General features: G+C 74.5%; 24 protein-coding genes. 12 read left to right on the top strand and 12 right to left on the bottom strand.

All coding sequences use genetic code 11. The features are described from left to right. Positions 1-23 precede the first annotated feature (23 nt). Positions 24-929 carry a LysR family transcriptional regulator gene (locus RBJ77_RS16930; RefSeq protein WP_372345802.1) on the bottom strand — a complete coding sequence of 302 codons (906 nt, stop codon included), beginning with the start codon at positions 927-929 and terminating at the stop codon, positions 24-26. Between the two features lie 33 nt (positions 930-962). Between RBJ77_RS16930 and RBJ77_RS16925 the strand changes: the two genes are divergently transcribed. Then, a complete protein-coding gene (locus RBJ77_RS16925; protein WP_372345801.1) occupies positions 963-1,484 on the top strand; it encodes a GNAT family N-acetyltransferase in 522 nt (173 codons plus the stop codon). Here RBJ77_RS16925 and RBJ77_RS16920 read toward each other — a convergent pair. From RBJ77_RS16920 to RBJ77_RS16905, 4 genes are all read right to left on the bottom strand, one after another. Beyond that, on the bottom strand, positions 1,441-2,439 hold the full coding sequence (locus RBJ77_RS16920) for an alpha/beta fold hydrolase (protein WP_372345800.1): 999 nt from the start codon (positions 2,437-2,439) through the stop codon (positions 1,441-1,443). The genes RBJ77_RS16925 and RBJ77_RS16920 overlap by 44 nt on opposite strands. A 75-nt stretch (positions 2,440-2,514) precedes the next feature. Next, positions 2,515-3,486 carry a DMT family transporter gene (locus RBJ77_RS16915; RefSeq protein ID WP_372345799.1) on the bottom strand — a complete coding sequence of 324 codons (972 nt, stop codon included), beginning with the start codon at positions 3,484-3,486 and terminating at the stop codon, positions 2,515-2,517. Positions 3,487-3,536: 50 nt separating this feature from the next. Further along, the gene (locus tag RBJ77_RS16910) at positions 3,537-4,457 is read right to left on the bottom strand and encodes an EamA family transporter (RefSeq protein ID WP_372345798.1); all 921 of its coding nucleotides are present in this window, start codon (positions 4,455-4,457) and stop codon (positions 3,537-3,539) included. Further along, entirely contained in the window at positions 4,454-5,704 is a 1,251-nt protein-coding gene (locus tag RBJ77_RS16905) for an MFS transporter (protein ID WP_372345797.1), read from the bottom strand. Before RBJ77_RS16905 ends, RBJ77_RS16910 begins: the two co-directional genes overlap by 4 nt. A gap of 112 nt (positions 5,705-5,816) precedes the next feature. Here RBJ77_RS16905 and RBJ77_RS16900 point away from each other — a divergent pair, with 112 nt between their 5' ends. Continuing rightward, on the top strand, positions 5,817-6,338 hold the full coding sequence (locus tag RBJ77_RS16900; RefSeq protein WP_372345796.1) for a MarR family winged helix-turn-helix transcriptional regulator: 522 nt from the start codon (positions 5,817-5,819) through the stop codon (positions 6,336-6,338). 17 nt (positions 6,339-6,355) lie between these two features. Here the strand turns inward: RBJ77_RS16900 and RBJ77_RS16895 are convergent, their stop codons facing one another. The 3 genes from RBJ77_RS16895 to RBJ77_RS16885 are packed head-to-tail and all read right to left on the bottom strand — an operon-like array spanning position 6,356 to position 9,737. Further along, the gene (locus tag RBJ77_RS16895) at positions 6,356-7,000 is read right to left on the bottom strand and encodes a LuxR C-terminal-related transcriptional regulator (RefSeq protein WP_372345795.1); all 645 of its coding nucleotides are present in this window, start codon (positions 6,998-7,000) and stop codon (positions 6,356-6,358) included. Further along, positions 6,964-8,226, bottom strand: coding sequence for a histidine kinase (locus RBJ77_RS16890; protein ID WP_372345794.1), 1,263 nt, complete (start codon positions 8,224-8,226; stop codon positions 6,964-6,966). The genes RBJ77_RS16895 and RBJ77_RS16890 overlap by 37 nt, the downstream gene beginning before the upstream one ends. A 35-nt stretch (positions 8,227-8,261) precedes the next feature. Continuing rightward, the gene (locus tag RBJ77_RS16885) at positions 8,262-9,737 is read right to left on the bottom strand and encodes an FAD-dependent monooxygenase (protein WP_372345793.1); all 1,476 of its coding nucleotides are present in this window, start codon (positions 9,735-9,737) and stop codon (positions 8,262-8,264) included. Between the two features lie 117 nt (positions 9,738-9,854). Between RBJ77_RS16885 and RBJ77_RS16880 the strand changes: the two genes are divergently transcribed. Then, positions 9,855-10,436 (top strand): TetR family transcriptional regulator, encoded by a 582-nt coding sequence (locus RBJ77_RS16880; RefSeq protein WP_372345792.1) that lies wholly within the window; start codon positions 9,855-9,857, stop codon positions 10,434-10,436. Positions 10,437-10,558: 122 nt separating this feature from the next. Here RBJ77_RS16880 and RBJ77_RS16875 read toward each other — a convergent pair whose 3' ends face one another. From RBJ77_RS16875 to RBJ77_RS16865, 3 genes are read right to left on the bottom strand one after another with little or no spacing between them, the layout of a single operon-like run. After that, positions 10,559-10,798 carry a hypothetical protein gene (locus RBJ77_RS16875; protein ID WP_255976278.1) on the bottom strand — a complete coding sequence of 80 codons (240 nt, stop codon included), beginning with the start codon at positions 10,796-10,798 and terminating at the stop codon, positions 10,559-10,561. Between the two features lie 20 nt (positions 10,799-10,818). Then, positions 10,819-12,879 (bottom strand): 4-alpha-glucanotransferase, encoded by a 2,061-nt coding sequence (gene malQ / locus RBJ77_RS16870; RefSeq protein ID WP_372345791.1) that lies wholly within the window; start codon positions 12,877-12,879, stop codon positions 10,819-10,821. After that, on the bottom strand, positions 12,876-13,088 hold the full coding sequence (locus RBJ77_RS16865) for a hypothetical protein (RefSeq protein ID WP_255976282.1): 213 nt from the start codon (positions 13,086-13,088) through the stop codon (positions 12,876-12,878). The genes malQ and RBJ77_RS16865 overlap by 4 nt, the downstream gene beginning before the upstream one ends. 318 nt (positions 13,089-13,406) lie before the next feature. Here RBJ77_RS16865 and RBJ77_RS16860 point away from each other — a divergent pair, with 318 nt between their 5' ends. The 4 genes from RBJ77_RS16860 to RBJ77_RS16845 all read left to right on the top strand — a co-directional run bounded on the left by RBJ77_RS16860 (position 13,407) and on the right by RBJ77_RS16845 (position 19,080). Then, complete coding sequence (locus tag RBJ77_RS16860; protein ID WP_372345790.1) at positions 13,407-16,379, top strand: beta-N-acetylglucosaminidase domain-containing protein; 2,973 nt, start codon at positions 13,407-13,409, stop codon at positions 16,377-16,379. A 120-nt stretch (positions 16,380-16,499) separates the two neighbouring features. Continuing rightward, on the top strand, positions 16,500-17,042 hold the full coding sequence (locus RBJ77_RS16855; protein WP_372345789.1) for a PadR family transcriptional regulator: 543 nt from the start codon (positions 16,500-16,502) through the stop codon (positions 17,040-17,042). Further along, positions 17,039-17,731, top strand: coding sequence for an ABC transporter ATP-binding protein (locus tag RBJ77_RS16850; protein ID WP_372345788.1), 693 nt, complete (start codon positions 17,039-17,041; stop codon positions 17,729-17,731). Before RBJ77_RS16855 ends, RBJ77_RS16850 begins: the two co-directional genes overlap by 4 nt. Continuing rightward, on the top strand, positions 17,728-19,080 hold the full coding sequence (locus tag RBJ77_RS16845) for an FtsX-like permease family protein (RefSeq protein ID WP_372345787.1): 1,353 nt from the start codon (positions 17,728-17,730) through the stop codon (positions 19,078-19,080). Before RBJ77_RS16850 ends, RBJ77_RS16845 begins: the two co-directional genes overlap by 4 nt. 75 nt (positions 19,081-19,155) lie before the next feature. Here RBJ77_RS16845 and RBJ77_RS16840 read toward each other — a convergent pair whose 3' ends face one another. Continuing rightward, entirely contained in the window at positions 19,156-20,229 is a 1,074-nt protein-coding gene (locus RBJ77_RS16840; RefSeq protein ID WP_372345843.1) for a mechanosensitive ion channel family protein, read from the bottom strand. Positions 20,230-20,523: 294 nt separating this feature from the next. Between RBJ77_RS16840 and RBJ77_RS16835 the strand changes: the two genes are divergently transcribed. The 5 genes from RBJ77_RS16835 to RBJ77_RS16815 all read left to right on the top strand — a co-directional run bounded on the left by RBJ77_RS16835 (position 20,524) and on the right by RBJ77_RS16815 (position 24,893). Beyond that, on the top strand, positions 20,524-21,060 hold the full coding sequence (locus RBJ77_RS16835; RefSeq protein ID WP_018531511.1) for an HNH endonuclease: 537 nt from the start codon (positions 20,524-20,526) through the stop codon (positions 21,058-21,060). A 109-nt stretch (positions 21,061-21,169) separates the two neighbouring features. Continuing rightward, positions 21,170-22,027, top strand: a complete 858-nt coding sequence (locus tag RBJ77_RS16830; RefSeq protein ID WP_372345786.1) for an aldo/keto reductase — start codon at positions 21,170-21,172, stop codon at positions 22,025-22,027. 65 nt (positions 22,028-22,092) lie between these two features. Next, positions 22,093-22,704, top strand: a complete 612-nt coding sequence (locus tag RBJ77_RS16825) for an RraA family protein (RefSeq protein ID WP_372345785.1) — start codon at positions 22,093-22,095, stop codon at positions 22,702-22,704. A gap of 21 nt (positions 22,705-22,725) precedes the next feature. After that, entirely contained in the window at positions 22,726-23,613 is an 888-nt protein-coding gene (locus tag RBJ77_RS16820) for an alpha/beta fold hydrolase (protein ID WP_372345784.1), read from the top strand. Positions 23,614-23,723: 110 nt separating this feature from the next. After that, the gene (locus RBJ77_RS16815; RefSeq protein ID WP_372345783.1) at positions 23,724-24,893 is read left to right on the top strand and encodes an ROK family protein; all 1,170 of its coding nucleotides are present in this window, start codon (positions 23,724-23,726) and stop codon (positions 24,891-24,893) included. Positions 24,894-24,902 lie beyond the last annotated feature (9 nt).

Raw genomic sequence — 24,902 nt, 5'->3', positions numbered from 1 at the left:
CAGGACGTCAGTGCGTCATTGCGTCAGTGCGTCAGCACGTCCAGGAACCGCCGCACCGCGCCCCGCTCCTCCGCCCCCCGGCGCACGGCCGCCACCACGTGCCGTACGGGCCGGTCGGCGCCCAGCGGGCACATCACGACGCCGTCCCGCCGCGCCGCCGCCATCCGCGGCACCAGGGCGATGCCCATGCCCGCCTCGACCATGGCCAGGATCGCCGTCCAGCCCGCCGCGCTGTGCGCCTGCTCGGGCACGAACCCGGCGGCCTCGCACGCGGCGATGGTGATCTCGGACCAGGGCCCGGACCCGCCGAAGATCCACGGCTCCCCGGCGAGGTCGGCGAGGCGCAGCCCCGGTTCCCCGGCGCGCGGATGCCCGACGGGCAGGGCCACGTCCAGCGGGTCGGCGAGCAGCGGCACCCGGGTGAACTTGGGGTCCCGGGCGGTCGGCGCGTGCGCGGCGAGGGACAGGGCGAGGTCCACGTCACCGGCGGCGAGCAGCTCGTACGCCGCCCCGGCCTCGGCCTCCCGCACCCGCACGGTGATCCCGGGGTGCGCGGCGCGCAGCGCCCGTACGGCGGGCACGACGAGGGCGGGCACGGCGGTGGAGAAGGCGGCGACCCGCACCACGCCGACCTCGCCCTGCACGTACGAGGCCAACTCGGCGTCGGCGCGCTCCAGTTCGGCGAACACGGCCTCGGCGTGCCGCAGCACGAGATGCGCGGCGTCGGTGAGCCGCACCCGTCGCCCGTGCGCCTCCAGGAGCGGCACGCCGAGCTGTTTCGCCAGGTTGGTGAGCTGCTGGGAGACGGCGGACGGCGTCATGAGCAGCGCGGCCGCCGTGGCGGTGACCGTCCCGCGCTCCCGCAGCGTCCGCAGGACGACCAGCTTCTTCACGTCCCACCGGTCGGGCCCGGGCACTCGCTCGCTCATACGCCCCAACGTAACGCGCCCTACGCTGGCGGCATGACGGAGCCGAAACAGACACAGGGGACAGAGCGGACGCACACGGCACGGATCCGGCCGGCCCGCCCGGAGGAGGCGGCGGAGCTGAGCGCGCTGGCGCTGCGTTCGAAGGCGCACTGGGGCTACGACGCGGCGTTCATGGCGGCCTGCGTCGACGAGCTGACGCTGCGGCCGGCCGACGTGGAGCGGCGGCGCACGGTGGTGGCCGAGGACCCCGACGGCCGGGTGCTGGGCCTGGCGACGCTCGAAGGGCAGCCGCCTGCGGGCGAGTTGGGCCTGATGTTCGTGGACCCGGAGGCGCTCGGCCTGGGCGTGGGCCGCCTCCTGTTCACGCACGTGCGGGACACGGCGGACGCCGGCGGTTTCGCCACCGTGCACTGGGCGGCCGACCCGAACGCGGTCCCCTTCTACGAGGCGATGGGCGGCCGCCACGTCGGCACGATCCCGTCGGGCTCGGTCCCCGGCCGGACCCTGCCCCTCATGGAGCTACGGCTGCGAGCCACTCCACCAGCAGCCGGTTGACGTCGTCGGCCCGCTCCTGCTGGATCCAGTGCCCGGCCCCGTCGAGGACGTGCGAGCCGACGAGGCCCGGCAGGGTCTTCGGGTACGCCTCGATCGCCTCGGCGAGCCAGGTGGTGGACGCGTCGCGGGAGCCGCCGACGAAGAGGGACGGCTGCGGGATCGCGGCGCCGTGGTACGCGCGCAGGTCCGCCCAGTCCCGGTCCATGTTCCGGTAGCGGGCGAGGGCGCCGCTCAGTCCCGTGCGCTCGAACTCGCCCGCGTACACGTCGAGTTCGGCCTCGTCGAGCCATGCGGGCAGCGTCCCGCCGGCCGGGAACCGGTCGCGCAGCCGGCCGCCGCGGGCGACGAAGTGGGGGTCGGGCGCGTCGGGTCCCGGCATCGTGTCGGCGGACAGCGCGGCGTAGAACCCGGCGAGCCAGCCGCGCACGTCGGGCTCGATCTCCGCCTCGGCCCGGCCGGGCTCCTGGAAGTAGGAGACGTAGAACTCCTCGGGTCCCGCGGCCATCCCGGCGAACACCTCGCTGGGCCGGGGCCCGCCGGGCGGCGCGTACGGGACGCTCAGCAGGCCCACGGCGGAGAAGACGTCGGGCCGCAGGAGCGCCGATCCGGCGGCGATGTTGGCGCCCCAGTCGTGGCCGATCACGACGGCGCCCTCCTCGCCGAGGGCGTGCACCACGGCGACGTTGTCCTCGACGAGTTCCCGCATGCGGTAGGCATCGACGGCGGCGGGCCGGGAGGAGCGCCCGTAGCCGCGGACGTCGAGGGCGACGGCCCGGTACCCGGCGGCGGCGAGCGCGGGGAGCTGGCGGCGCCACGAGTACCAGGACTCGGGGAATCCGTGCAGGAGGAGGACGAGCGGGCCCGTCCCCTGTTCGACGAGGTGGCTGCGCCCGGCGGGCGAGGGGACGAGGCGGTGGACCGGGGCGGGCACGGACTCGGCTGAGGTGGACGGCATCGCTTCCTCCGGATCGGATCGATCGGACCAGGGCCGGACCAGGGCCGGACCAGGGGCTCGGTCCTCATCCTTCCGCTACGGGGCCGTGGAACCCGCGCCCCGTTGCCGTTCCGGCAAACGCGGGGCGAGGGAGGCGAGCACGACGCCGCCGAGGATCAGGGCCATGCACACCCCTTGCAGCGGGCCCATCGCCTCGCCGAGCACCGCGTACGACAGGAGCGCCACGCACACTGGCTGGAGGTAGTAGACGACGCCCGCGCGGGCCGCGCCGACCAGCGCGATCGCCTTGTTCCACGCGAAGAAGGCGATCGCCGACGACACCACGCCCACGTACAGCAGCGGTCCCACCGTGCCCGCCCGCACCTCGAAGCCGCCCTGCAGCGCGACGCTCGCCGCGTACGCGGGTGCCAGCATCAGCGCGCCGAGCACGAACGTCGCGAACAGGAACGCCACGCCCCCGATCTCCCGGGGCCTGCGCCGCAGCAGCGCGCTGTACGAGCCGAAGGAGACGGCCGCGGCGACCACCCACAGGTCGCCCGGCGCGAAGTCCGGGGACAGGGAGCCCTTGCTGACGAGGAGGACGACCCCGGTGCAGGCGACGAGGGTGCCGGTGACCCGGCGGGCGCCGAGCCGGGCCCCGCCGAGGCGCTCGCAGAGGGCCATGAGGACCGGTGAGGCGGCCATGACCATGCCCATGTTCCCGGCGGACGTGGTCAGGCCGGCCTGGTTGACGAGGGTGTTGTAGACGGTGACGCCGAGCAGCGCGGCCAGCGCGACGAAGCCCGAGTGGCGGCGCAGGGCGGCCCGTTCGCGCCATGCCGCCCGCACACCGAACGGCGCCACGGCCACGATCGCGATGATCCAGCGCCAGAACGCGTGCTGGACCGGTGGCACGCTGTCGTGCAGTCCCCGTGCGGTGACGAAGCTGCCGGACCAGACGACGGTGGCGAGGGCGGCGAGGGCGAGACCGGCGCCGAGCCCCCCGGCCGCACGGCCGGCGGCCGCGCTCGGCTTCACGGGGGTACGGGTACGGTCCAGGACTGCCATCGGGGCCCTCTCTGCTGGGTCGGGTCGCCCTCGGTCCGCCGGGGGCACGACTACCGTCGCAGCGCGGTACCTGTCACGTCCATCGAAACTTTTCGCTCGATACTTTCAGTCGTTCTGAACAATCCGGGTGGGCGCTGGCCCGCGACCGTCGCGCCGAACGCCAGCCCCATCCCGATCAGCTGGACCGCCGACAGCTCCTGTCCGAGCGCCGCCCAGCCGATCACCGCGGCGGTCAGCGGCGAGAGCGGGCCGAGGAAGGTGACCTGGGTGGCGCTCATCCGGCCGATGCCACGGAACCAGAGCCAGTACGCGACCGCCGTGTTGGCGAGCGCGAGGTACGCGTAGCCGCCGAGCGCCCGGCCGTCGAGCGCCGGGGGCGCGCCCTCCACCGCGAGCGCGAGGGGAGCGATCAGCAGGCCGCCCGCCGTGAGCTGCCAGCCGGTGATCGCCAGCGGGCCCGCGCCGTCCGGGCGGCCCCACTTCTTCGTCAGGACCGTGCCCGTCGACATCGACGCGGTGGAGGCGACCGCCGCGGCGACCCCGAGCGCGTCCAGCGCGCCGGCCGCCCGCAGCACCACGAGGCTCACCCCGAACGCGGCCACGAACCCCGTCACCAGCGTGCGGCGGGAGGGGCGTTGGGAGAGGAGGAGCGCCGAGAGGCCCGCCACGAACAGCGGCCCCACCGATCCGACGACCGCCGCGAGGCCGCCCGGCAGCCGGTACGCGGAGAGGAACAGGAGCGGGAAGAACGCGCCGATGTTGAGCGCGCCGAGGACCGCCGACCGCCACCACCACTCCCCCGCCGGCAGCCGCCGCGCCAGGGCGAGCAGCACCAGGCCCGCGGGCAGCGCCCGCATCGCCGCCGTGAACAGCGGGCGGTCCGGCGGCAGGAACTCCGTCGTCACCGCGTAGGTCGAGCCCCAGGAGACCGGCGCGAGGGCCGTGAGCAGTACCGTGCCGGTGCGCCTCATGACGCCACCACCAGGTCGCGCGGGGCGCGGGCCACGACGACCGACTCCACCGGCAGCCGGCGCTCGACCCGGATCAGCAGTCCCGCGGCGACCGCGGACGTGGCGATGAGGAACAGCCACGGGACCCGGCCGTCCACCGCGAGGAGCCCGGTGAAGAGCGACGGCGCGAGGGCCTTCGCCAGCGACCAGGACAGCTGGTAGGTCGCCAGGTAGCGGCCGCGCACCGGCTCCGGCGCCGCCGACACCGCGAGGACCTCGGCCGACGGGCTGTGCACCAGCTCCCCCACCGTGTAGACGACGACCAGGGCCAGCAGCGCCGCGCCGATCACCCAGCCCGCCGCGGGCCGCACCGCGGCGAGCACCGCGAGGCCCGCGAACGACGCCGCGAAGAGCATCCCGCCGAGCGCCGCCGCCCGGGTGCGCCGGGCGCCCGCCCCGCGGACCCGGCCGGCGACGAACATCCCGGCGACCGCGCACAGCACCGTGTTGATGGTGAAGGCGGTGCCGGTCAGCGCGGCGGGACCGTGCAGCCACTGCACGATGAAGAGCGGGAAGAGCACCGAAAGGGCCGAGTAGGACAGGGCGTTGAGGAAGTTCGCGGCCGTCAGGGTCAGGAAGGGGCGGTCCGCCGCGACCATCCGGTAGCCCGCCTTGCGGCGTGCGCCCGGTGCGGCACCCGGCGCCGTGCGCACCGGCCGCAGCGGGCGCAGCAGCAGCGCCGCGACCGTGAACGTCAGCGCGTTCCCCCAGGCCGCGTACGTGTAGGCGCCCGGGCCCGCGACCCCGATGACCAGTGTGGCGAGCAGCGCCCCCGCGCCGCTGCCGCCGTTGGTGAGCGCGCGCAGGGCGGCCTGGAGCCGGTCGCGGTCGGCGCCGCGGGCCACTTCGCCGATGAGCGCGGACTGGGCGGCGGGGAAGGCGCGGTCGGCGGCGGCCGTCAGGAAGGCGACGGCGGCGAAGGCCGGCAGCGACTGGGCGGCCGGGTAGAGCAGGAAGCCGACGGCGCGGGTCGCGTAGAGGACGTACTGGACCGGGCGCGCCCCGAACCGGTCGACGGCCGCCCCGGCGAGCGGCAGGGCCGCCATCCCGGCGAGGCCCGTCACGGTCAGGACCGCGCCGACGACCGGGAACGAGAGCCCGGTGACGTAGTGGAAGAAGACCAGGGTGAACGGGACGTACATGCCGTTGCCGATGCCGTTCACCGCCGCCGCGAAGGTCATGGACCGTTCGCCGGGTATGCGCCGCACGCCGTGCATAGGAACCCCTCAGGTAGCTCGATGGAAAGTAGCTTAGTCGCAAGCTACTTTTCGTCAAGCTACTTTCTTGCCTCCTACCGATCCGGCGCGGATACTCGGAGTCATGAGCAGCGGCAGGAACGACAAGGGCGCGCCCGACGCGGTCGACGCGATCATCGAGCAGTGGGCGGCGGTCCGGCCCGACCTGGACACCGCCGCCATGGAGGTGTTCGGGCGGATCTACCGGCTGGCGCGCGGCATGGGCGACCGGATCGAGCAGACGTACGCGCGGATCGGCATCTCGCGCGGCGAGTTCGACGTGCTGGCGACGCTGCGCCGGGCCGGCGAGCCGTACACGCTCTCGCCGCGCCGGCTGTCGGGGACGCTGATGCTGACGACGGGCGGGATGACGGGGCGCCTCGACAAGCTGGAGCGGCGGGGTCTGGTGCGCCGCTCACCCGATCCGCACGACCGGCGCGGCCTTCAGGTCACCCTCACCGACGAGGGTCTCGCGATCGTCGACGAGGCGGTGGGCGCCGGCCTCGACGTGCAGAAGAAGGCTCTCGACGGTGCTCTGGACGGCGAGCAGTCCGGTCAACTGGCGGATCTGCTGCGGCAGTTGCTGGCGACGTCCGTGCCGGAGTAGCCGGCCGGGGCGGGGGCTCAGCCCTCCAGGTACGCCAGAACAGCCAGCACACGACGGTTGTCGCTCTCTCCCGGGTACAGGCCCAGCTTGGTGAAGATGTTGCCGATGTGCTTGGCGACGGCCTTCTCGCTGACGACCAGGGCCTCGGCGACGCCCGCGTTCGAGCGGCCCTGGGCGAGCAGGCCGAGCACCTCGCGCTCGCGGCCGGTCAGCGAACCGAGCCGCTGGTCGCGGACCTTGCGGGCGAGCAGCTTGGACACCACCTCGGGGTCCATCACCGTGCCGCCGCCCGCCACCTGCTGGATGGTGCGCAGGAACTCGGCGCCGTTCGTGACCCGGTCCTTCAGCACGTAGCCGACCGCGCCCGCGCCGTCGGCCAGCAACTCCCGCGCGTACAGGGGCTCCACGTACTGCGAGAGCAGCAGCACGGGGAGCCCCGGCACCTCGGCCCGGGCGCCGAGCGCCGCGCGCAGGCCCTCGTCGCTGAAGTCCGGCGGCAGCCGCACGTCGACGATCGCGACGTCCGGCCGCTCGGCGACGAGGACCTTGCGCAGCTCGGGCCCGTTGTCCACGGCCGCGACGACCTCGTGGCCGAACGCGCCGAGGAGCCGGACGAGACCGTCCCTCAGCAGGAAGTGGTCTTCGGCGACTGCAACGCGCACGGCACCTCCATGGAGATCTGGGTCGGCCCGCCGGCCGGACTGTTGACGGCGATGACGCCGTCGAAGGTGGCGAGCCGCCGCTCGATCCCGGCGAGACCGCTGCCCCGGGCGGGGTCCGCGCCGCCACGCCCGTCGTCGCCGACGGAGACCCGCAGGGTCCCGGTCCCGGCGTCGTACGCGATGTCGATCCAGAGGCGCTCGGCCTCCCCGTGCTTGGCCGCGTTGGTGACCGTCTCGGCGACCGCGAAGTAGACCGCCGACTCGACGGGGGCCTCGGGCCGCGCGGGGAGGTCGACGGTGACCTCCGCCGCCAGCGGGCTGAGCAGCGCCAACGACCGTACGGCGTCGGCGAGTCCGCGGTCGGCGAGGACCGGCGGGTGGATGCCGCGGACCAGGTCGCGCAGTTCCTTCAGGGCCGCGGACGAGGAGGCGCGGGCCTCGGCGAGCAGCGCGCGGACCGCCTCCGGGTCGTCGTTCAGCCGGTGCTCGGCGGCGTCCAGGGTCATGCCCATCGCGACGAGCCGGGCCTGGGCGCCGTCGTGCAGGTCCCGCTCGATGCGGCGCAGTTCGGCGGCGGAGGTGTCCACGGCGTCGGAGCGGGTCGCGGCGAGGTGGGCGATCCTGGCGGCCATCAGCTCCTGCTCGCTGGGGGCCAGGGTGGCGCGGACGAAGCGGGCGTGGCAGTCGACGGTGCCGGGCGCGAGCCACAGCCCCGTCGCGCCGACGGCCAGGCCGAGCAGGCCCGCCATCAGGCCCGTCGGGACGTCCTCGACGTGGATGAACATGTACCAGAGGCCGTCCCAGCCCGCGTCGTCGGCCAGGTACGAGCCGAACGCGGCGAGGAAGAGGCCCCACAGGCCGTAGAGGACGAGGGCGCCCGGCACGCAGGCGATGAGCCCGCCGACGAACGAGTACATCGTGGTCCAGCGCCACTCGCGGAACCGCTGCGCGTCGCCGAACAGCCAGCGGTAGCGGGCGAGCAGCCCGAGGGCCTCCCGCTCCTTCCCGGCCGTCGGCGCGGGCGTCGCCTCGACGGTGAGGCCCGACCACTCGGCCGCGAGGGCCCGCTCGCGGTCCACGAGGCGGCGCATCCCCGCCGCGGCCCGGGGCAGCAGCCCCGGCACCGGGGTCCACACCGCGATGTGGACCATCGTCGACCAGTGCAGCGCCACCACGGACAGCCACCACAACCGGTGGCACCGCCTGACCGCCTCGACCCGCTCCATGTCCCCCAACTCCCCTGCGCTCCGGTTGTCGACCGTTACCGCAACGAGTATCCGGCGTACTCCTCGGGCACGTCGGTGGACTTAACTCCCCCATTCGCCCCGGTCCCGTCCGCCGCCCACGCCGCGTATCCGTCCGGCCGCACCAGCAGCGCCGTGCGCCGGTCGCCCGCCCAGTGCGCGACCCGGACCCCGTCCCGCCCGCTCTGCTCCCCCTGGGGCAGGATCAGCACGAACTCGCCCGCGCGCAAGGCCTCGTAGAGCCGGGTGCCGCCCTGGAGGGCGACGTCGGGGACGCGCCTGCCGACGAGCGGGTGGGCTCCCTTGGGGGCCGGGTAGCGGACGCCGATGCCGGTGATCTGGCCGACGGCGCGGGTGCGGGCGGGGCGGACCCGGTCGAGGAAGCCGGTCAGTGCGGCGCGGGCCGCGAGCGTCCACGGGCGCTTGGCCATCGCCATCCGCACGATGCCGCCGCTGCTGCGCAGCACGGCCCTGCCGACCGGGTGCCGCTCGGCCTCGTAGGTGTCCAGCAGGTCCGCGGAAGCCCGGCCGCCGACGACGGCGGCGAGCTTCCAGCTCAGGTTCGCGGCGTCCTGGAGGCCGGTGTTCATGCCCTGGCCGCCGGCCGGGGTGTGCACGTGGGCGGCGTCCCCGGCGAGCAGCACCCGGCCCACGCGGTAGTGCGGCGCCTGGCGTTCGTCGCTGTGGAAGCGGGACATCCAGCGGGCGTCGTGCATGCCGTAGTCGTGGCCCAGGGCGAGCCGGGCGATCTCCTTGATCTCGTCGAGGTCGAGTGGCTCGGTGTCCGGGACGTTGCGCGCCCGGTTCCAGCCGATGACCCGGTAGTAGCCGTCGCCGAAGGGGGCGATGAAGGCGAAGGCGTCGCCGACCGCGTTCACGGTGAGCAGGTTCTCGGGCTTCTCGGCGAGCCGTACGTCGGCGAGGACGACGGAGCGGATCGCGGACCGGCCGGGGAAGGGCAGTCCCACGGCCTCCCGCACGGTGCTGCGCATCCCGTCGGTGCCGACGACGTACGCGGCGCTCAGCTCCCGGTCGGCCGCCGACTCCCCTTCCTTGGTGCGGAGTTGGAGGGTGACGCCGTCCGAGCCCTGGACCAGGCCGGTCACCTCGGTGTCGTACGCGAAGGTGACCCCGGCCTCGGCGGCGCGCCGCTCCAGCGCCTTCTCGACCTCGTACTGCGGGACGACGAGGAGGTGGTTGAAGCGGGACGGCAGGCCGGTCAGGTCGATGGAGAGGCGGCCGAAGAGGCGCAGCCGGTCGAGCTGCTGACCTGCTTCCTCGATCTGGTCGGCGAGGCCGCGCGCGTCGAGCTGCTCCAGGGTGCGGGCGTGCACGACGAAGGCGCGGGAGAGGTTGCTGATCCCGCGGGGGCGCTTCTCGACCAGGGTGACCGGGACCCCGGCGGCGGCGAGGTCGCCCGCCAGGAGCAGTCCGGTGGGGCCGGAGCCGACGATGATCACAGAGTTCGTGGAGCCGCTCGCGGTGCCGTTCATGGTGGCCTCCTGCGTCCGTGCGCTACGTCCGTGCCAACACTTGTTGGTCAACGCTTGTTGGCAAACGTAGAACCGCCGGTATGGACTGTCAACAGGTGTTGGCCTACGTTTGTTGGCATGAGCGAGAAGCAGCAGGTTGGGCGCCGTTCCGACGCCACCCGGGCCACGATCCTCGCCGCGGCCAGGGACCGGTTCGCGGCGGACGGCTACGAGCGGGCGACGATCCGCGCCATCGCGGGCGACGCCCGGATCGACCCGTCCATGGTGATGCGGTACTTCGGGAACAAGGAAGGCCTCTTCGCGGCGGCCGTCGCCCTCGATCTGCGGCTGCCGGACCCGGCGGACGTCGCGCGCGAGGACATCGGGCGGACGCTGGTGGGCCACTTCCTGGACCTGTGGGAGGCGAACGACGAGCTCACGGCGCTGCTGCGGGTCGGCGCCACCAACCCGTCGGCCGCCGAGCGCATGCAGGGCGTGCTGCGCGAGCAGCTGATCCCGATCGCCCGGCAGGTCTGCCCGCACCCGGACCAGGCGCCGGCCCGGGCGGCGCTCAGCGCGTCACAGGTCCTGGGGTTCGCGCTGACCCGGTACGTGCTGCGGTTCCCGGCGAGCGTGGCCCTGGAGCGCGCGGAGGTCGTGGACTGGCTCGGGCCCACCGTGCAGCGCTATCTGACGGCGGAGTCGGCCGACAAGCCGTAGGCGCGCGGGCCGGGAGGGCGCGACCGACGGACGCCGAGCCGGGAGAACGCGTCGAGGGCACCCACCGCGGCGGGTGCGCGACGGGTGCCCTCGACGGGGAAACTCAGGGGGAAGCCGGGGCGTCAGCCCTGCTTCTGCTGCTTGCGGGACTTGTCGCCCACCATCACCAGACCGGCGATGACCAGGAACAGGACGATCGGGGCGACCACGTAGAGGCCGAGCGTCTCGATCACGCTCAGGCCGGTACCCGGGTCGTCGCCGTCGTCGCGCGTGAGCGCGAGCGCCGGGGACGTCATGAGCAGCATCATCAGCGTCGTACCGGAGGCCAGGGCGCCGGCGCGCAGAGCGTTCTTCTTGTCCACGGTGCCAACGTAGCGAACGCCTAAACGAGGCGCGCGCCCGGGGGGCCTGTAAGAGGCACGTCGCGTGCCCCGCCCGCTGCGGCGAACACCGCGAGCAGGGCGTGCGCGCGCGGCGATCGCGCCAGGTCGTCCAGGGTGACGGGGCGCCCCTCGGCGTCGGCCACCGGCAGCCGCCAGTTGGGGTACTCGGCCCAGGTCCCCGGCAGGTTCTGCGGCCGCCGGTCGCCGACCAGGTCCGGCAGCCAGACGCCGATCATCCGGGCGGGCGTGCGCAGCAGGAAGCGGTGCACGGCGCGGACGGCCTCCTCCTCCTGGTCGGCGCCGCCCGGAAGCAGACCGAGCCGGGCGAAGAGCGCGAGCCACTCGGCGACCTCCGTGGCCGCCTCGGTCGGGGTGGCGCTGGAGAGGCCGAGCCGCTCCCGCAGCCGTACGTCGTCGCCGGTCAGCCGGGCCGCGGTGGACGGCAGGTCGTGCGTGGTGGCGGTGGCGACGCAGTCCGTGCGCCACCGTTCGGCCGGCACCGGCCGCCCGTCGCCCTCCCAGTCGCGCTCGAACCAGAGCACGGACGTGCCGAGCACCCCGCGCTCGCGCAGCGTCTCGCGGACGCCCGGCTCGACCGTGCCGAGGTCCTCGCCGATGACGTACGTGCCCGAGCGCGACGCCTCCAGGAGCAGCACGGCGAGCATGGCCTCGGCGTCGTAGTGGACGTAGCAGCCCTCGGTCGGCTCCTCGCCCTCCGGGATCCACCAGAGCCGGAACAGGCCCATGACGTGGTCGATGCGGACGGCGCCCGCGTGCCGCATGAGGCCGCGCAGCAGGTCGCGGAAGGGCGCGTACCCGCTCTCGGCCAGCCGGTCGGGGCGCCACGGCGGCAAACCCCAGTCCTGGCCGCGGGCGTTGAAGGCGTCGGGCGGCGCGCCCACGCTCATCCGCTCGGCGAAGACGTCGCGCTGCGCCCAGGCGTCGGCGCCGCCCGGGTGCACGCCGACGGCCAGGTCGTGCACGAGCCCGATCGGCATGCCCGCGTCCCGGGCGGCCCGCTGGGCGGCGGCGAGCTGGGTGTCGGTGAGCCAGGCGAGGCGGCTGTGGAAGTCGACGCGGTCCATCAGCTCGCGCCGTGCGCGCGCCGTCCCGGGTGAGCGCGGGTCCTGGAGCTCGGCGGGCCAGGCGTGCCGGTCGGGGCCGTACCGCTCGGCGAGGGCGCACCACGTGGCGTGGTCCTCCAGGGCGGTGCCCTGCTCGGCGAGGAAGTCGCAGTAGGCGGCGCGGCGCCCCGGGCCGAGCGGCACGGCGTGGATCGCTTCGAGGGCCTCGCGCTTGAGCGCCCAGACGGCGTCCCGGTCGATCAGCCCGCCCTTGTCGAGGACCGCGTCCCGCAGCAGGGCGGCCTCCCGCGTCCTGGCGGGGACGTACGCGTACTCGGGGACGTCCTCGATCCGCAGGTGCACCGGGTCGGGGAAGCGGCGGGAGGAGGGGCGGTACGGGGACGGGTCGGTGCCTCCGTCGGGCCCGGCGGGCACCGCCGCGTGCAGCGGGTTGACCTGGAGGAAGCCGGTGCCGTGGGTGCGCGCCGACCAGGACGCGAGGTCGGCGAGGTCCGCGAGGTCGCCCATGCCCCAGGAGCGGGCGGACAGCAGGGAGTAGAGCTGGACCAGCAGGCCGTGGGTGCGGCCCGGCGGGGCCGGGGCGGTGGGCGGCGCCGCGATCAGATGGGCCTCGGCGGTCCGGCCGCCGGGCACGGTGACGCGCAGCCGGTGCGCGCCGGGCGGGGTCGGCGTCGCCGGGTCCCACGCCGCATAGTTCTGCCCGCCCTCCAGCCGGAGCTCCAGGTCCGCCTGCTCGGGCAGCCGCAGGACCCAGTCGGGGACCCGGCCGTCGGCCCAGAGCACCACGGTGGGCGGGAGCAGGCGCGCGGCGAGTTCCGCCTCGCGCGCGGCGAGCGCGTCCGGCGAGGCGGCGTCCACGCCGAGGGCCGCGAGGGCGGCCGTCACCGCCGCGTCGGACGCGGCGACCGTCCGGCCGGGGGCCGGGGAGTAAGAGGTGGCCACGCCGTACAGGGCGGCGAGCCGGGCAGGACTCACCCCGCGGCCAGGCCGCTGGGGGTGGGCTCGGAGGTGAGCGGCGCCTCGTCGGCCATCGGCGGCTCGGACGTCAGCGGGGCGTAGTCGGCGAACGGCGGTTCGCTGGTCAGCGGCGGCTCGTAGGAGTACGTGGTGGTGTCGGCACCGGTCGTGACGGTGTCCGCGTGTTTGGAGAGAGCCGAGAGCAGAAGATGAGCCGATGCGGCCACGGGGGCCTCCTTCGTCAGAAGTCTTCGGTGGGCCGTGAGTCACAAGCCCTACCCAGAGGACGCGGTCGCAGACCTGTCTTGGCGCTCAACGTGTTGCTGGTCACATTGTGTACGACGAAAGGAACTTGGCCAGAGGGCCGGGGGAACCGGAAGAACTTCACCCGCCTCACCACGCCCGACAGGGCAATTGCGGCACAACGGCCACGGGCGTTGACACTCCGCCCCGGTGAATGGTGGGCTCGGTAGCCACTCTGGGACACTCGTCTCTTTGTTGATCTCTGAGTCGATCGCTGATCGTTGATCCGTGAGGAGTACGCCGTGCAGCTCCGGCGCAGGAAGAGGGCGGCCGCCGTCGCGGTCGCCGTCATCGCGGGGACGCTGGGCGGCGCGAGCGGAGCACTGGCCGCCCCGCCGGCGCCGGGCACCTCGTCGGGCGACCTGACGTCGGACGAGGGACTGCCGTCGGTGTGGCCGCGGCCGCAGTCGCTGAAGGCCGCGGCGAACGACGTGACCGTGCCGGACGACGTGGTGCTCGTGGTGCCGCCGGGCACCGACCCGTACGCGGCTCAGGCGCTGCGCACCGTGCTGCGGTCCGCGGGGGCGCGGGAGATCCGGCAGGTCGACGACGAGGCCGCGATCCCGGCCGGGTCCGGGCTCGTCGTGCGCACGGGCTCCGCGACGCCCGAGTCGGCGTCGTCCGGCGCGAGCGACTACCGCACCGAGTCGCGCGGCAACGCGGCCGGTTCGCTGGACACGGCGCTGCGCGGGCTCGGCGCGACCGCCCGCCGCGATCTGCCGTCGGGCGGCTACCGGCTCGCCGTCGGGTACGCGGCCGGGCGGCCCCTCGTCGCCATGGAGGGCATCGGGGACGACGGCCTGTTCCACGCCGTGCAGACGTTCCGTCAGCTCGTCAGCGGGCGGACCGTCGCCGGGGCCGTGGTGCGGGACTGGCCGGGCACGACGGTGCGCGGGCTCACCGAGGGCTTCTACGGGACGCCGTGGACGACCGAACAGCGGCTCGCCCAGCTGGACTTCATGGGCCGCACCAAGCAGAACCGCTATCTCTACGCGCCCGGCGACGACCTGTACCGCCAGGCCCGCTGGCGCGAGACGTACCCGGCGGCGCAGCGCGCCGACTTCCGCGAGCTGGCGGCGCGGGCCCGCGCCAACCACGTGACGCTGGGCTGGGCCGTCGCGCCCGGCCAGGCGATGTGCATGTCGTCCGACGCCGACCTCAAGGCCCTCACCCGCAAGCTGGACGCCATGTGGGCGCTGGGCGTGCGGGCGTTCCAGCTGCAGTTCCAGGACGTGTCGTACAGCGAGTGGCACTGCTCGGCCGACGCCGAGGAGTTCGGGTCGGGGCCGGAGGCGGCCGCAAAGGCGCAGGCGAAGGTGGCGAACGCGGTGGCCGCGCACCTCGCCGCCCGGCACCCGGGCGCCGGGCCGCTGTCGCTGATGCCGACCGAGTACTACCAGGACGGGAAGACCGAGTACCGCACGGCGCTCGCGCGCGGTCTCGACGACGCGGTGCAGGTCGCCTGGACCGGGGTCGGCGTCGTGCCGCGCACCATCACGGGCGGTGAACTGGCCGACGCCCGCGCCGCGTTCGGCTCGTCCGGCTCGGCGCACCGGCTGCTCACGATGGACAACTACCCGGTCAACGACTACGCGCAGGACCGTATCTTCCTCGGTCCGTACACCGGCCGCGAGCCCGCCGTGGCGTCCGGCTCGGCGGCACTGCTCGCCAACGCGATGGCCCAGCCGACGGCGTCCCGCATCCCGCTGTTCACGGCGGCGGACTACGCGTGGAACCCGCGCGACTACCGCCCCCAGGAGTCGTGGAAGGCGGCGATCGACGATCTGGCGGGCGGCGACGAGGACACGGAGCGGGCCATCGGCGCCCTCGCGGGCAACGACGCGTCCTCGGTCCTCGGCGCCGACGAGTCGGCGTACCTGAAGCCGCTGATCTCGGCGTTCTGGCAGGCGCGCACGACGACGGACGCGAAGCGGACCACGAAGACCGCCGCGGCGCTGCGGGACGCGTTCACCGTGATGCGCCGGACGCCGGGCGCGCTCGACGACACCGGTCTCGACGCCGAGGTGCGGCCCTGGAGCGAGAAGCTGGGGCGCTACGGCGAGGCGGGCGAGGCGGCCGTCGACATGCTGGCCGCGGCGGCCCGCGACGACAGCACGGCGGCGTGGACGGCCGCCCGCCGTCTGGAGGGGCTGCGAGCCGACCTGAAGAGGCGGCAGGTCACGGTCGGGGCCGGGGTGCTCGACCCGTTCCTGACGAAGGCGCAGCAGGCGTTCGCGGCGTGGTCCGGCACCGACCGGGCGGACAGCGCGCGGGGCGCCGAGGCCGAACTCCCGCGCACCCGCACCCTGTCCACGGTCACCGTCCTCGCCGACCCGGGCACCCGGGGCACGGTCGAGGCGCGGGTGCCGGGACAGGGCTGGCGGCGCATCGGCGGCCTCACGGACGGCGGCTTCACGGAGCTGTCCGCGAAGGGCGTCCGGGCGGACGCGGTGCGCGTCACGGGCGCCGCCGCCGGCGCGGTCGGCCACGTCGTGCCCTGGTACGCGGACTCCCCCGCCGCCTCCCTCGCCCTGGCCCGCACCGAGGCCGACGCGGAGATCGGCGGCGGCGCGCAGCGGGTGACGGCCCGGCTCACGTCGCAGCGCCCCGGCGCCGTGCGCGGGAAGCTCACGGCGAAGGCCCCGCACGGGATCCGGGTCGAGGTGCCCGCGGAGTCCGAACTGCCGCGCGGCACACGGGTGGACGTGCCGGTCGAGGTGACCGTCCCCAAGGACACGCCCGCGGGGACGTACGAGATCCCGGTGTCGTTCGGCGACGAGACCCGGGCGGTGTCGGTGCGCGCCTATCCGCGCACCGCGGGCCCCGACCTCGCCCGCTCCGGCACGGCGTCCGCGTCGGCCGACGAGACGGCGGACTTCCCGGCCGCCGACGCCAACGACGGTGACGCCTCGACCCGTTGGTCCTCGCCCGCGAAGGACGGCGAGTGGTGGCAGGTCGAGCTGGCGGAGCCGGTCAGGCTCGGTCAGGTGGTGCTGCACTGGCAGGACGCGTACGCGAAGGGCTACCGCGTCCAGACCTCCGCCGACGGCCGCACCTGGCGCACGGCGGCGACCGTGCGGGACGGGCACGGCGGGCGCGAGTCGGTGCGGATGGACGCGAAGGACGTGACGTTCGTCCGGGTCGTCGGCGACGAGCGGGCGACCGAGTACGGGATCTCGCTGTTCTCGGTGGAGGCATACGCAGTCGCGGATTGAGCCGCGGAGTCAGCCGCGGAGTGAGCTGACCGCAAGCAGAACCGGAATCCATTCCCTCACTTGTCCCGCCGCGCTCGTCGCTATGTACTCAGTACATATACGCGGTACATAATGATCGCCATGAGCACCCGCCACGTCCTGCTGGGACTGCTCGCCGCCGGTCCGCGCCACGGCTACGACCTCAAGCGCCGGCACGACGAACGGTTCCCGCAGGCCCGCCCCCTCGCCTACGCGCAGGTCTACACGACCCTGCAGCGCCTGGTCCGCGACGGACTGGTGGAGGTCGACGGCACGGACTCCGACGGCGGCCCCGAGCGCACCCTGTACCGGGCCACCGCCGACGGGACGGTCGAACTCCTCGGCTGGGCCGGGGAGATCACCCCGCCCGCACCGCACGTCGCCAACGAGATCTTCGCCAAGGTCGTCGTCTCCATCCTGGTCGCCGACCAGGGTGCGGACCCCGCCGCGCACCTGCTGGCCCAGCGGGCCGCGCACATGGCCCGGATGCGCGAACTCACCGCGGTGAAGAGCGATCCGGGCGCCGACCTCACCACCGTCCTCTCCGCCGACTACGCCCTCGTCCACCTCGACGCCGATCTGCGCTGGATGACCACCACCGCAGCCCGGCTCACCACCCTGACCGCGGAGGTCACCGCAGCATGAGCACACTCCTGACCGCCGAAGGGCTCACCAAGTCCTACGGCAGGACGCCCGCGCTCCGCGGCGCCCGCGTCGACGTCCGCCCCGGCGAGATCCTCGCCGTGACGGGCGCGAGCGGCAGCGGCAAGTCGACGCTGCTGCACTGCCTGGCCGGCATCGTGCGCCCCGACGAGGGCTCGGTGATGTACCGGGGCGACCGGCTCGGCGCACTCGACGAGGAGCGGCTGAGCGAGCTGCGCCGCACCGACTTCGGGGTCGTCTTCCAGTTCGGCCAGCTCATCCCGGAGCTGAGCGCCCTGGACAACGTCGCCCTGCCGCTGCTGCTCGCCGGCCGGTCGCGTACGGCGGCCCGGACGGAGGCCGACGCGTGGCTGGAGCGGTTCGGGGTGCGCGGCGGGCGCGAGCTGCGGCCCGGCGAGCTGAGCGGCGGGCAGAACCAGCGGGTCGCGCTCGCCCGCGCCCTGGTGACCGAGCCGCAGGTCGTCTTCGCCGACGAGCCGACCGGCGCCCTCGACTCCCTCGCCACCGAGCAGGTCCTCACCTCCCTGGTCCACACCACGCGCGAGACGCACACGGCGGTGGTCCTGGTGACGCACGAGGCGCAGGTGGCGGCGTACGCGGACCGGGAGGTGTGCCTGCAGGACGGGGTGGTGCAGGAGACCTCCGTGGCCATGGCGGCGGTGGACCGGTGAGCCTCTCCTCCGACCTGCGGCTCGCCTGGCTGCTCACCCGCGGCGCCGACCGGCTGGAGCGGCGCAGGGCCGCCCTGACCGCCGTGGGGGCGGCCGGGGCGACCGGGTTCGCGACGGCGGCGGTGGCGCTGACGAGCCTGCGCGGGCAGGTCGCGTTCCCGTACGGGTACGGCCTGCTGGACCAGCCGGGGACCCGGCAGGGCATCGTCGCCGGGCTGCTCCTGCTGCTGGTCCCGGTGCTCGGCTTCCTCGGCCAGTGCGCCCGGATCGGCGCCGTCCACCGGGACCGGCGACTCGCGGCCCTGCGGCTCTCGGGGGCCGGGCCGAAGCGGGTGCGGCGGATCGCGGCCCTGGAGGCGGGGCTCGCCTGTCTGGTGGGCGCGGCCGCCGGGTACGCCGTGTTCGCGCTGGCCGCGCTGAGCCTGGACCGGGCGGCGGACCCGCTCGCCTGGCTGGGGGCCGCGGTGGTGGCCCTGGCGGTCCCGGTGCTCGGCGTCCTGGTGAGCGCGCTGGCGCTGCGCCGGGTCATCGCCTCGCCGCTCGGGCACGTGCGGCGGGAGCGGCCGGGGCGCGGGCCCGGGGTGCTCGCGGGGCTGCTGCTGCCGGCGCTGGTGGTCGTCGTCGGGGCGGTCCTGATCATGACGCAGGGCTCCCGGTCGGGCAGCGCGGCCCTGCCGATGTCCATCCTCGGCACCGTGGTGCTGACCGGCACGGGCGCCATCTGGGTCGCCGGGGCGTCGGCGAAGGCGATCGGGCGGCGGCTGGCCGCACGCGCCGAGCGGGCCGACGTGCTCATCGCGGCGCACCGCCTCCAGGCGGACCCGTGGGCGGCGTCCCGCAGCCACGCGGCGGTCGTCCTCGTCACGGTGGTCGGCGTCGCCACCGCCGGCATCGGCCAGACCCTCGTCGACGGACTGCACGAGCAGCAGCGCCGCGGGACGATGGGCGAGTCCATCGCGTACTACACCTTCGGCCTCGGCCTGACCGCCGCGGCCATCGGGATCGCCCTGCTGATCAGCCTGGCCGGGCTGGCCGTGGGCACCGCCGAGTCGCTGTCCTCGCGGCGCCGGGCGCTCGCCGCGCAGTCCGCCGCCGGGGTGCCGCGCCGGGTCCTGTCCCGCACGCTGCTCCTGGAGACGGCGCTGCCGCTGGCCCCCGCCCTGGTCCTGGCGACGGCGGGCGGGACGGTGATCCACGCCGCGTACGCGATCGCCCTGAACCGGCCCGTCCCGGTCGTGCTGCCGCTCCTGGTCCCGGTCCTCGTCTACGCGACCTGCCTGCTGGCGGCGGCGACGGCCCTGCCGCTGCTGCACCGCTCGGCCCGGCCGGACCGGCTGCGGGTGGCCTGACGGCCTCGGGCGTACGAGAGCGGGGGCGCGGGAGAAGATCTCCCGCGCCCCCGCTGTCGTAGCTGCCGGACGGCTCTACTTCGACAGGTTCGCCGGCGGTATCGGCGATGCGGCCAGCGACTGCGGTGACGTCGTCGACGCGTACGCGGACGGCGCCGACATGCCGGCCGTCGGGTCCGCGGCGGCCTCGGCCTCCGCCTGGGCGGGCAGCCCGCCGACGATCCGGATGCCGGCCTCGTCGAAGGCCCGCTTGATGCGCCAGCGCAGCTCGCGCTCGACGGTCAGGGCCTTGCCCGGCATGGTCTTGGCGGTGACTCGCACCACCATCGAGTCGAGCAGCACGCTGTCCAGGCCGAGCACCTCGACCGGGCCCCACAGCATCTCGTTCCACGGCTCGGCCTTGCTCATGGCCTCGCCGGCCTCGGCGAGCACGGCCTTCACCTTGTCGAGGTCCTCGTCCGAGCGGACGGTGACGTCGACGCCGGCGGTGGCCCAGCCCTGGGACAGGTTGCCGATCCGCTTGACCTCGCCGTTGCGCACGTACCAGATCTCGCCGTTGTCGCCGCGCAGCTTGGTGACGCGCAGCCCGACCTCGATGACCTCGCCGGAGGCGACGCCCGCGTCGATGGTGTCGCCGACGCCGTACTGGTCCTCCAGGATCATGAAGACGCCGGACAGGAAGTCCGTGACGAGGTTGCGGGCGCCGAAGCCGATCGCGACACCGGCGACACCGGCCGAGGCCAGCAGCGGCGCCAGATTGATCTCGAACGTGCCGAGGATCATCAGCGCGGCCGTGCCGAGGATCACGAACGACGCCACCGAGCGCAGCACGCTGCCGATGGCGTGCGAGCGCTGCCTGCGCCGCTCCACGTTGACCAGCAGGCCGCCGAGCGCGGTGCCGTCGACGGCCTGCACGGTGCGGTTCATGCGCTCGATCAGCTTGGTGATCGCCCGCCGGATGGCGACGCGCAGCACGGCGGCGATGACGACGATCAGGACGATCCGCAGACCGATGCCCAGCCAGGTCGACCAGTTCTGCTCGACCCAGCTGGCGGCCTGACCGGCCTGCTCCTGGGCGTCCTTGAGTGTGGGCTGTTCATTGCCGCCGGCAGCCGACAGGACGGACAAGATCACGGCAGGTACCTCCAGGCGTAGCCATCTGCCCGCCTCGGGGGGACGCGGCTCGGGGTCAGCGCGGGCAGGCCCACCACACTAACGGGGCATCGTGTGTGGATCGTTGTCACATTCGCAGGAGAGACCGTGCTCACCCCGTGCCCACCTGGGTCTCGCCCGGCTCGCCGCGGGGCAAGAAGGAGATGTGGTCGAAAACACTTCAAGGCCGTTACGCGGACATGGTGGCGCCATGACCAGCCATGAGGGGAGACTGACTACGAGATCGTCCCGGCGCGAGCCACGCGCCGCCGGCGTACAAGGAGGCATTCCGTGCCGCATGTCCTGGTCCTCAACGCGTCGTACGAGCCCCTCGGCGTCGTACCGCTCCGCCGCGCGCTCGTACTCGTCCTCGAGAACAAGGCCACGTGCCTCGAGGAGTCCGGCGCCTTCATGCACAGCGCGACACGTACCGTCCCCGCACCCAGCGTGGTCCGCCTCAAGCGGTTCGTCCGGGTCCCTTACCGGGGGCCCGTTCCACTGACCCGGCGTGCGCTGTTCGCCCGTGACGGCGGCCGGTGCATGTACTGCGGTGGCGTCGCAACCAGCGTCGACCACGTCATCCCGCGCAGCCGCGGGGGTCAGCACGTCTGGGACAACGTGGTGGCGTCGTGCCGCCGCTGCAACCACACGAAGGCCGACCGCCACCTGGTGGAGATCGGCTGGCGACTGCGCCACAAACCGGCTCCGCCGTCGGGCCTGGCCTGGCGCATCATCGGGACCGGACATAGGGACCCGCGCTGGCTGCCCTACTTGCAGCCGTTCGGCGCGGACGAGGCACTGGCCCGGATCGAAGGCGTCTCCGCCTGATCTTCGATCCGGGTCTTTGCGTATCGGACCGGCACGTCCGGTGGCCGCCCGCGCGGGTGCGCGGGCGGCCACCGGCGTGACTCCTGTCACGAAAGGGCTGAGGACCGCGATGACACGGACCACGTTCGCGATCGGTGGGGACCTGGAGGTGGGCCGGCTCGGGTTCGGCGCGATGCACCTGCCGACCGAACCGGAAGAGGCCCGTGCGTCCGCCGTCGCGGTGGCGCGGCGCGCGGTCGAGCTGGGCGTCACCCTGATCGACACCGCGCACATGTACGGGGGCGGCGGGGCCAACGAGGAACTCCTCGCCGAGGCCCTCCACCCGTACCCGGACGGGCTGTTGATCACCACCAAGGTCGGCATCGCCCGCTCGGCCGGGTCCGGCGAGTGGGAGCGGGACGGGCGGCCGGAGGTACTGCGCGACCAGGTCGATCAGGCGCTGCGCCGGCTCCGCGTCGAGCGCATCGAACTGCTCCAGCTGCACCGGATCGACCCGAACACCCCGCTCGCCGACCAGCTCGGCACGCTGCGGGAACTGCGGACCGAGGGCAAGGTCGGCCGGATCGGGCTGTCCGAGGTGACGGTCGACGAGCTGGCGGAGGCGCGGAAACTGGTCGACGTGGCGAGCGTGCAGAACCGCTACAACCTCCTCGACCGCGAGCACGAACCGGTACTCGACGTCTGCACGGCGGCCGGCATCGCGTTCCTGCCCTGGCGCACGGTCGCCTGGGGGGACTCGGGGGCGCGGGCCGAGGTCGCCGCCGTGGCCGCCGAACTGGACGCCACCCCCACCCAGGTGGCCCTCGCCTGGCTCCTCGCCCACTCCCCCGCCGTCCTCCCGATCCCCGGCACCGCCCACCTCGGCCACCTGGAGGAGAACGTCGCGGCGGCCGGCCTCGACCTGACCCCCGCCCAGCGCGAACGGCTCGACGGGCTCGACAAGGCCACCAACGGAGGCCGGGCGTAGGGCCGTTGGTCATGCCGTGCCGGGCGCCGACCGGCGTTCGCCGTATCCGTCCGTAGCATCGGGGGATGACCTTCGACGACATCCCCACGACGACCCTCGCCGACCTCCTGGGCCGGGCGCAGGTCATGGAGCTCGGTGTCCGCTCGCTGTGGGCGCCGGTCCCGCACCTCGCGGGGCCCGCCTTCACGGTCCGCTGCGCGCCCGGCGACAACCTGATGCTGCACGCCGCGATCCACCGTGCCCCGGCCGGCTCGGTGATCGTCGTCGAGTCCGGCGACGTCGACTTCGCGCTCGCCGGGGGCAACGTGTGCGCGGTGGCCCAGCGGCGCGGGGTCGCCGGGTTCGTGCTCGACGGGGTGATCCGGGACATCGGCGAGGTGCGCGCGGCGGGGTTCCCGGTGTTCGGGCGCGGGGTCGTGCCGATCCCGGGTACGAAGAAGGCGGTGACGCCCCTGGGTGAACCGGTGCGCTGCGGCGGGGTGACCGTGCGCGCGGGCGACGTGGTCGTGGCCGACGAGGACGGCGTCGTGGTGGTCCCGCAGGACCGCACCGGCCAGGTCGTCGCCGACGCCCGGGCCAAGCTCGCCGCGGAGTCCGCCGAGACGCTCGACGCGTGGGAGGCGGCGCATCGGGCGAAGATCGAGAAGGCGCTCGGCGAGGGCGGCTTCACCGGGTGAGGAAGGGCTGGTGGTGCGCTGATGGGTGAGCGGACGGTCGTGGCGAACGGGGTCCGGATCCGCGTCGAGTCCTTCGGCGATCCGGCCGACCCGCCGCTCCTGCTCGTCATGGGCAACGGCGCGTCCATGCTCTGGTGGGACGAGGGGTTCTGCCGGACGCTCGCCGGTGGCGGGCGGTTCGTCGTCCGGTACGACCAGCGGGACACCGGGCGCTCCGTGACGTACCCGGTGGGGCGGCCGGGGTACACCGGCGCCGATCTCGTCGACGACGCCGCCGGTGTGCTCGACGCGTACGGCATCCCCGCCGCGCACGTGATGGGCGTCTCGGGCGGCGGCGGGATCGCGCAGCTGCTCGCCCTCGACCACCCCGGGCGGGTCCTGTCGCTCGTCCTGATGAGCACCACCGCCGCCGTGCCGGACGACGAGGGGCGTGAACTGCCGCCGCCCAGCGAGGAGTTCGGCCGCTTCGTCGCCGGCGCGCGGGTCGACTGGACCGACGAGGCCTCCGTCGTCGACCACCTCGTGGCCTACGAGCAGGTGCTCACCGGCACCGCGCGGCCCTTCGACGAGGCGGCGGCCCGCGACCTCGTCCGCCGGGACGTCGCGCGGGCCCGGGACTTCCCCGCCGTGCAGAACCACGACCTGCTCGCCGACGACGACGGCAACGGCGACAGCAACGGCGGCGACGGACGCCGACGGCGCCGCGGGCCCCTCTCCTCGATCGCCGTGCCCACCCTCGTCGTCCACGGCACCGCCGACCCCCTGTTCCCCGTCGAGCACGGCTCCGCCCTCGCGGACCGGATTCCGGGGGCCGGGTTCCTGCCGCTCACCGGCGCCGGGCACGGACTGCACCGCCCGGACCTGGCGGTCGTCGCCCGCGCGGTCCTCGCGCACACCGGCCGGAAGTAACGAGTTGGTTGCCCAGAGGGGGTCCCCTATTGACGCCCCCGTCACGGGCGACTTACGTTCCTCGCACCCAATAGGAAACTTTCCTAACAGTGCTTGCGAGGAGGCAGGTCATGGCCGGGACGACTCCGGGTACCCCCAGCGTGCTGCGCGCCATGAACGACCGCGCCGCCCTCGACCTCCTCGTCGCCCACGGGCCGCTCACCCGCACCCGGATCGGTGAGCTGACCGGGCTCTCCAAGCCGACGACCTCGCAGATCCTGGGGCGGCTGGAGAGCGCCGGCCTGGTGCGGACCACGGGCAGCCAGACCGGCCGGCCGGGACCGAACGCCCTGCTGTACGAGATCGACCCGGACGCCGGCCACGTCGCCGCCCTCTCCGCCGACCCGACCGGCATCACCGCCGTCGTCGCCGACATCACCGGCGCCGAGCGCGGCCGCCGCCGCATCGAGGCCGTCGCCGTGGCGGAGGACGTGCGGCACCGCACCGCCCAGCTCGTCGCCGAGGCCGTCGACGGCGCGCTGCACCAGGCCGGGCTCGGCCACGACGACCTGACCGCCACCGTCATCGGCACGCCGGGCGCCATCGACCCGCACAGCGGCCAGCTGCGGTACGCGCCCCATCTGCCGGGCTGGCACTCGCGGACCCTGCGCGCCGAGCTCGCGGAAGTGCTCGGCACCCCCGTGTCCATCGAGAACGACGTCAACCTCGCGGCGCTCGCCGAGCAGTACGAAGGCGCCGCCCAGGACCACGACGACTTCGTCCTCGCGTACGTGGACGAGGGGGTCGGCGCCGCCATCGTGCTCGGCGGCGTCCTGCTGCGCGGGGCCACCGGCGGCGCCGGCGAGATCGGCTACATGCCGCTGCCCGGCGCTCCGCTGGCCCGGGGCGGCGACTCCGTGCACGCCCGCACCGACGCGGGCGGCGGCTTCCAGAGCATCGTCGCCGCCCCTGCCGTGCGCCAACTCGCCGGTGGGGTACAGGACTTGACCGAGGCGCTGGCCGACGAGAAGGTCCTCGACGAGATCGCCCGGCGGCTCGCCACCGGGCTCGCCGCCGTCGTCGCCGTCGTCGACCCCGAACTCGTCGTGCTCTCCGGGCAGGTGGCCCAGGCGGGCGGCGACGCGCTGCGCGAGCGCGTGGAGGAGGAGCTGACCGGACTGGCGCTCCCCCGTCCGCAACTGCGGATCAGCGAGCTCCACGGCGACCCCATCCTCACCGGCGCCCTGCGCACCGCCCTCACCCAGGCCCGCGACACCGTCTTCGACACCAGCGGCGCCTGACCGCACCCC

Source organism: Streptomyces sp. KL116D (genome assembly GCF_030766975.1).
Classification (GTDB): Bacteria; Actinomycetota; Actinomycetes; order Streptomycetales; family Streptomycetaceae; genus Streptomyces; species Streptomyces longispororuber_A.
The sequence above is the reverse complement of the archived record's forward strand: the minus strand, read 5'-3'. Positions and strand labels throughout refer to the sequence as shown.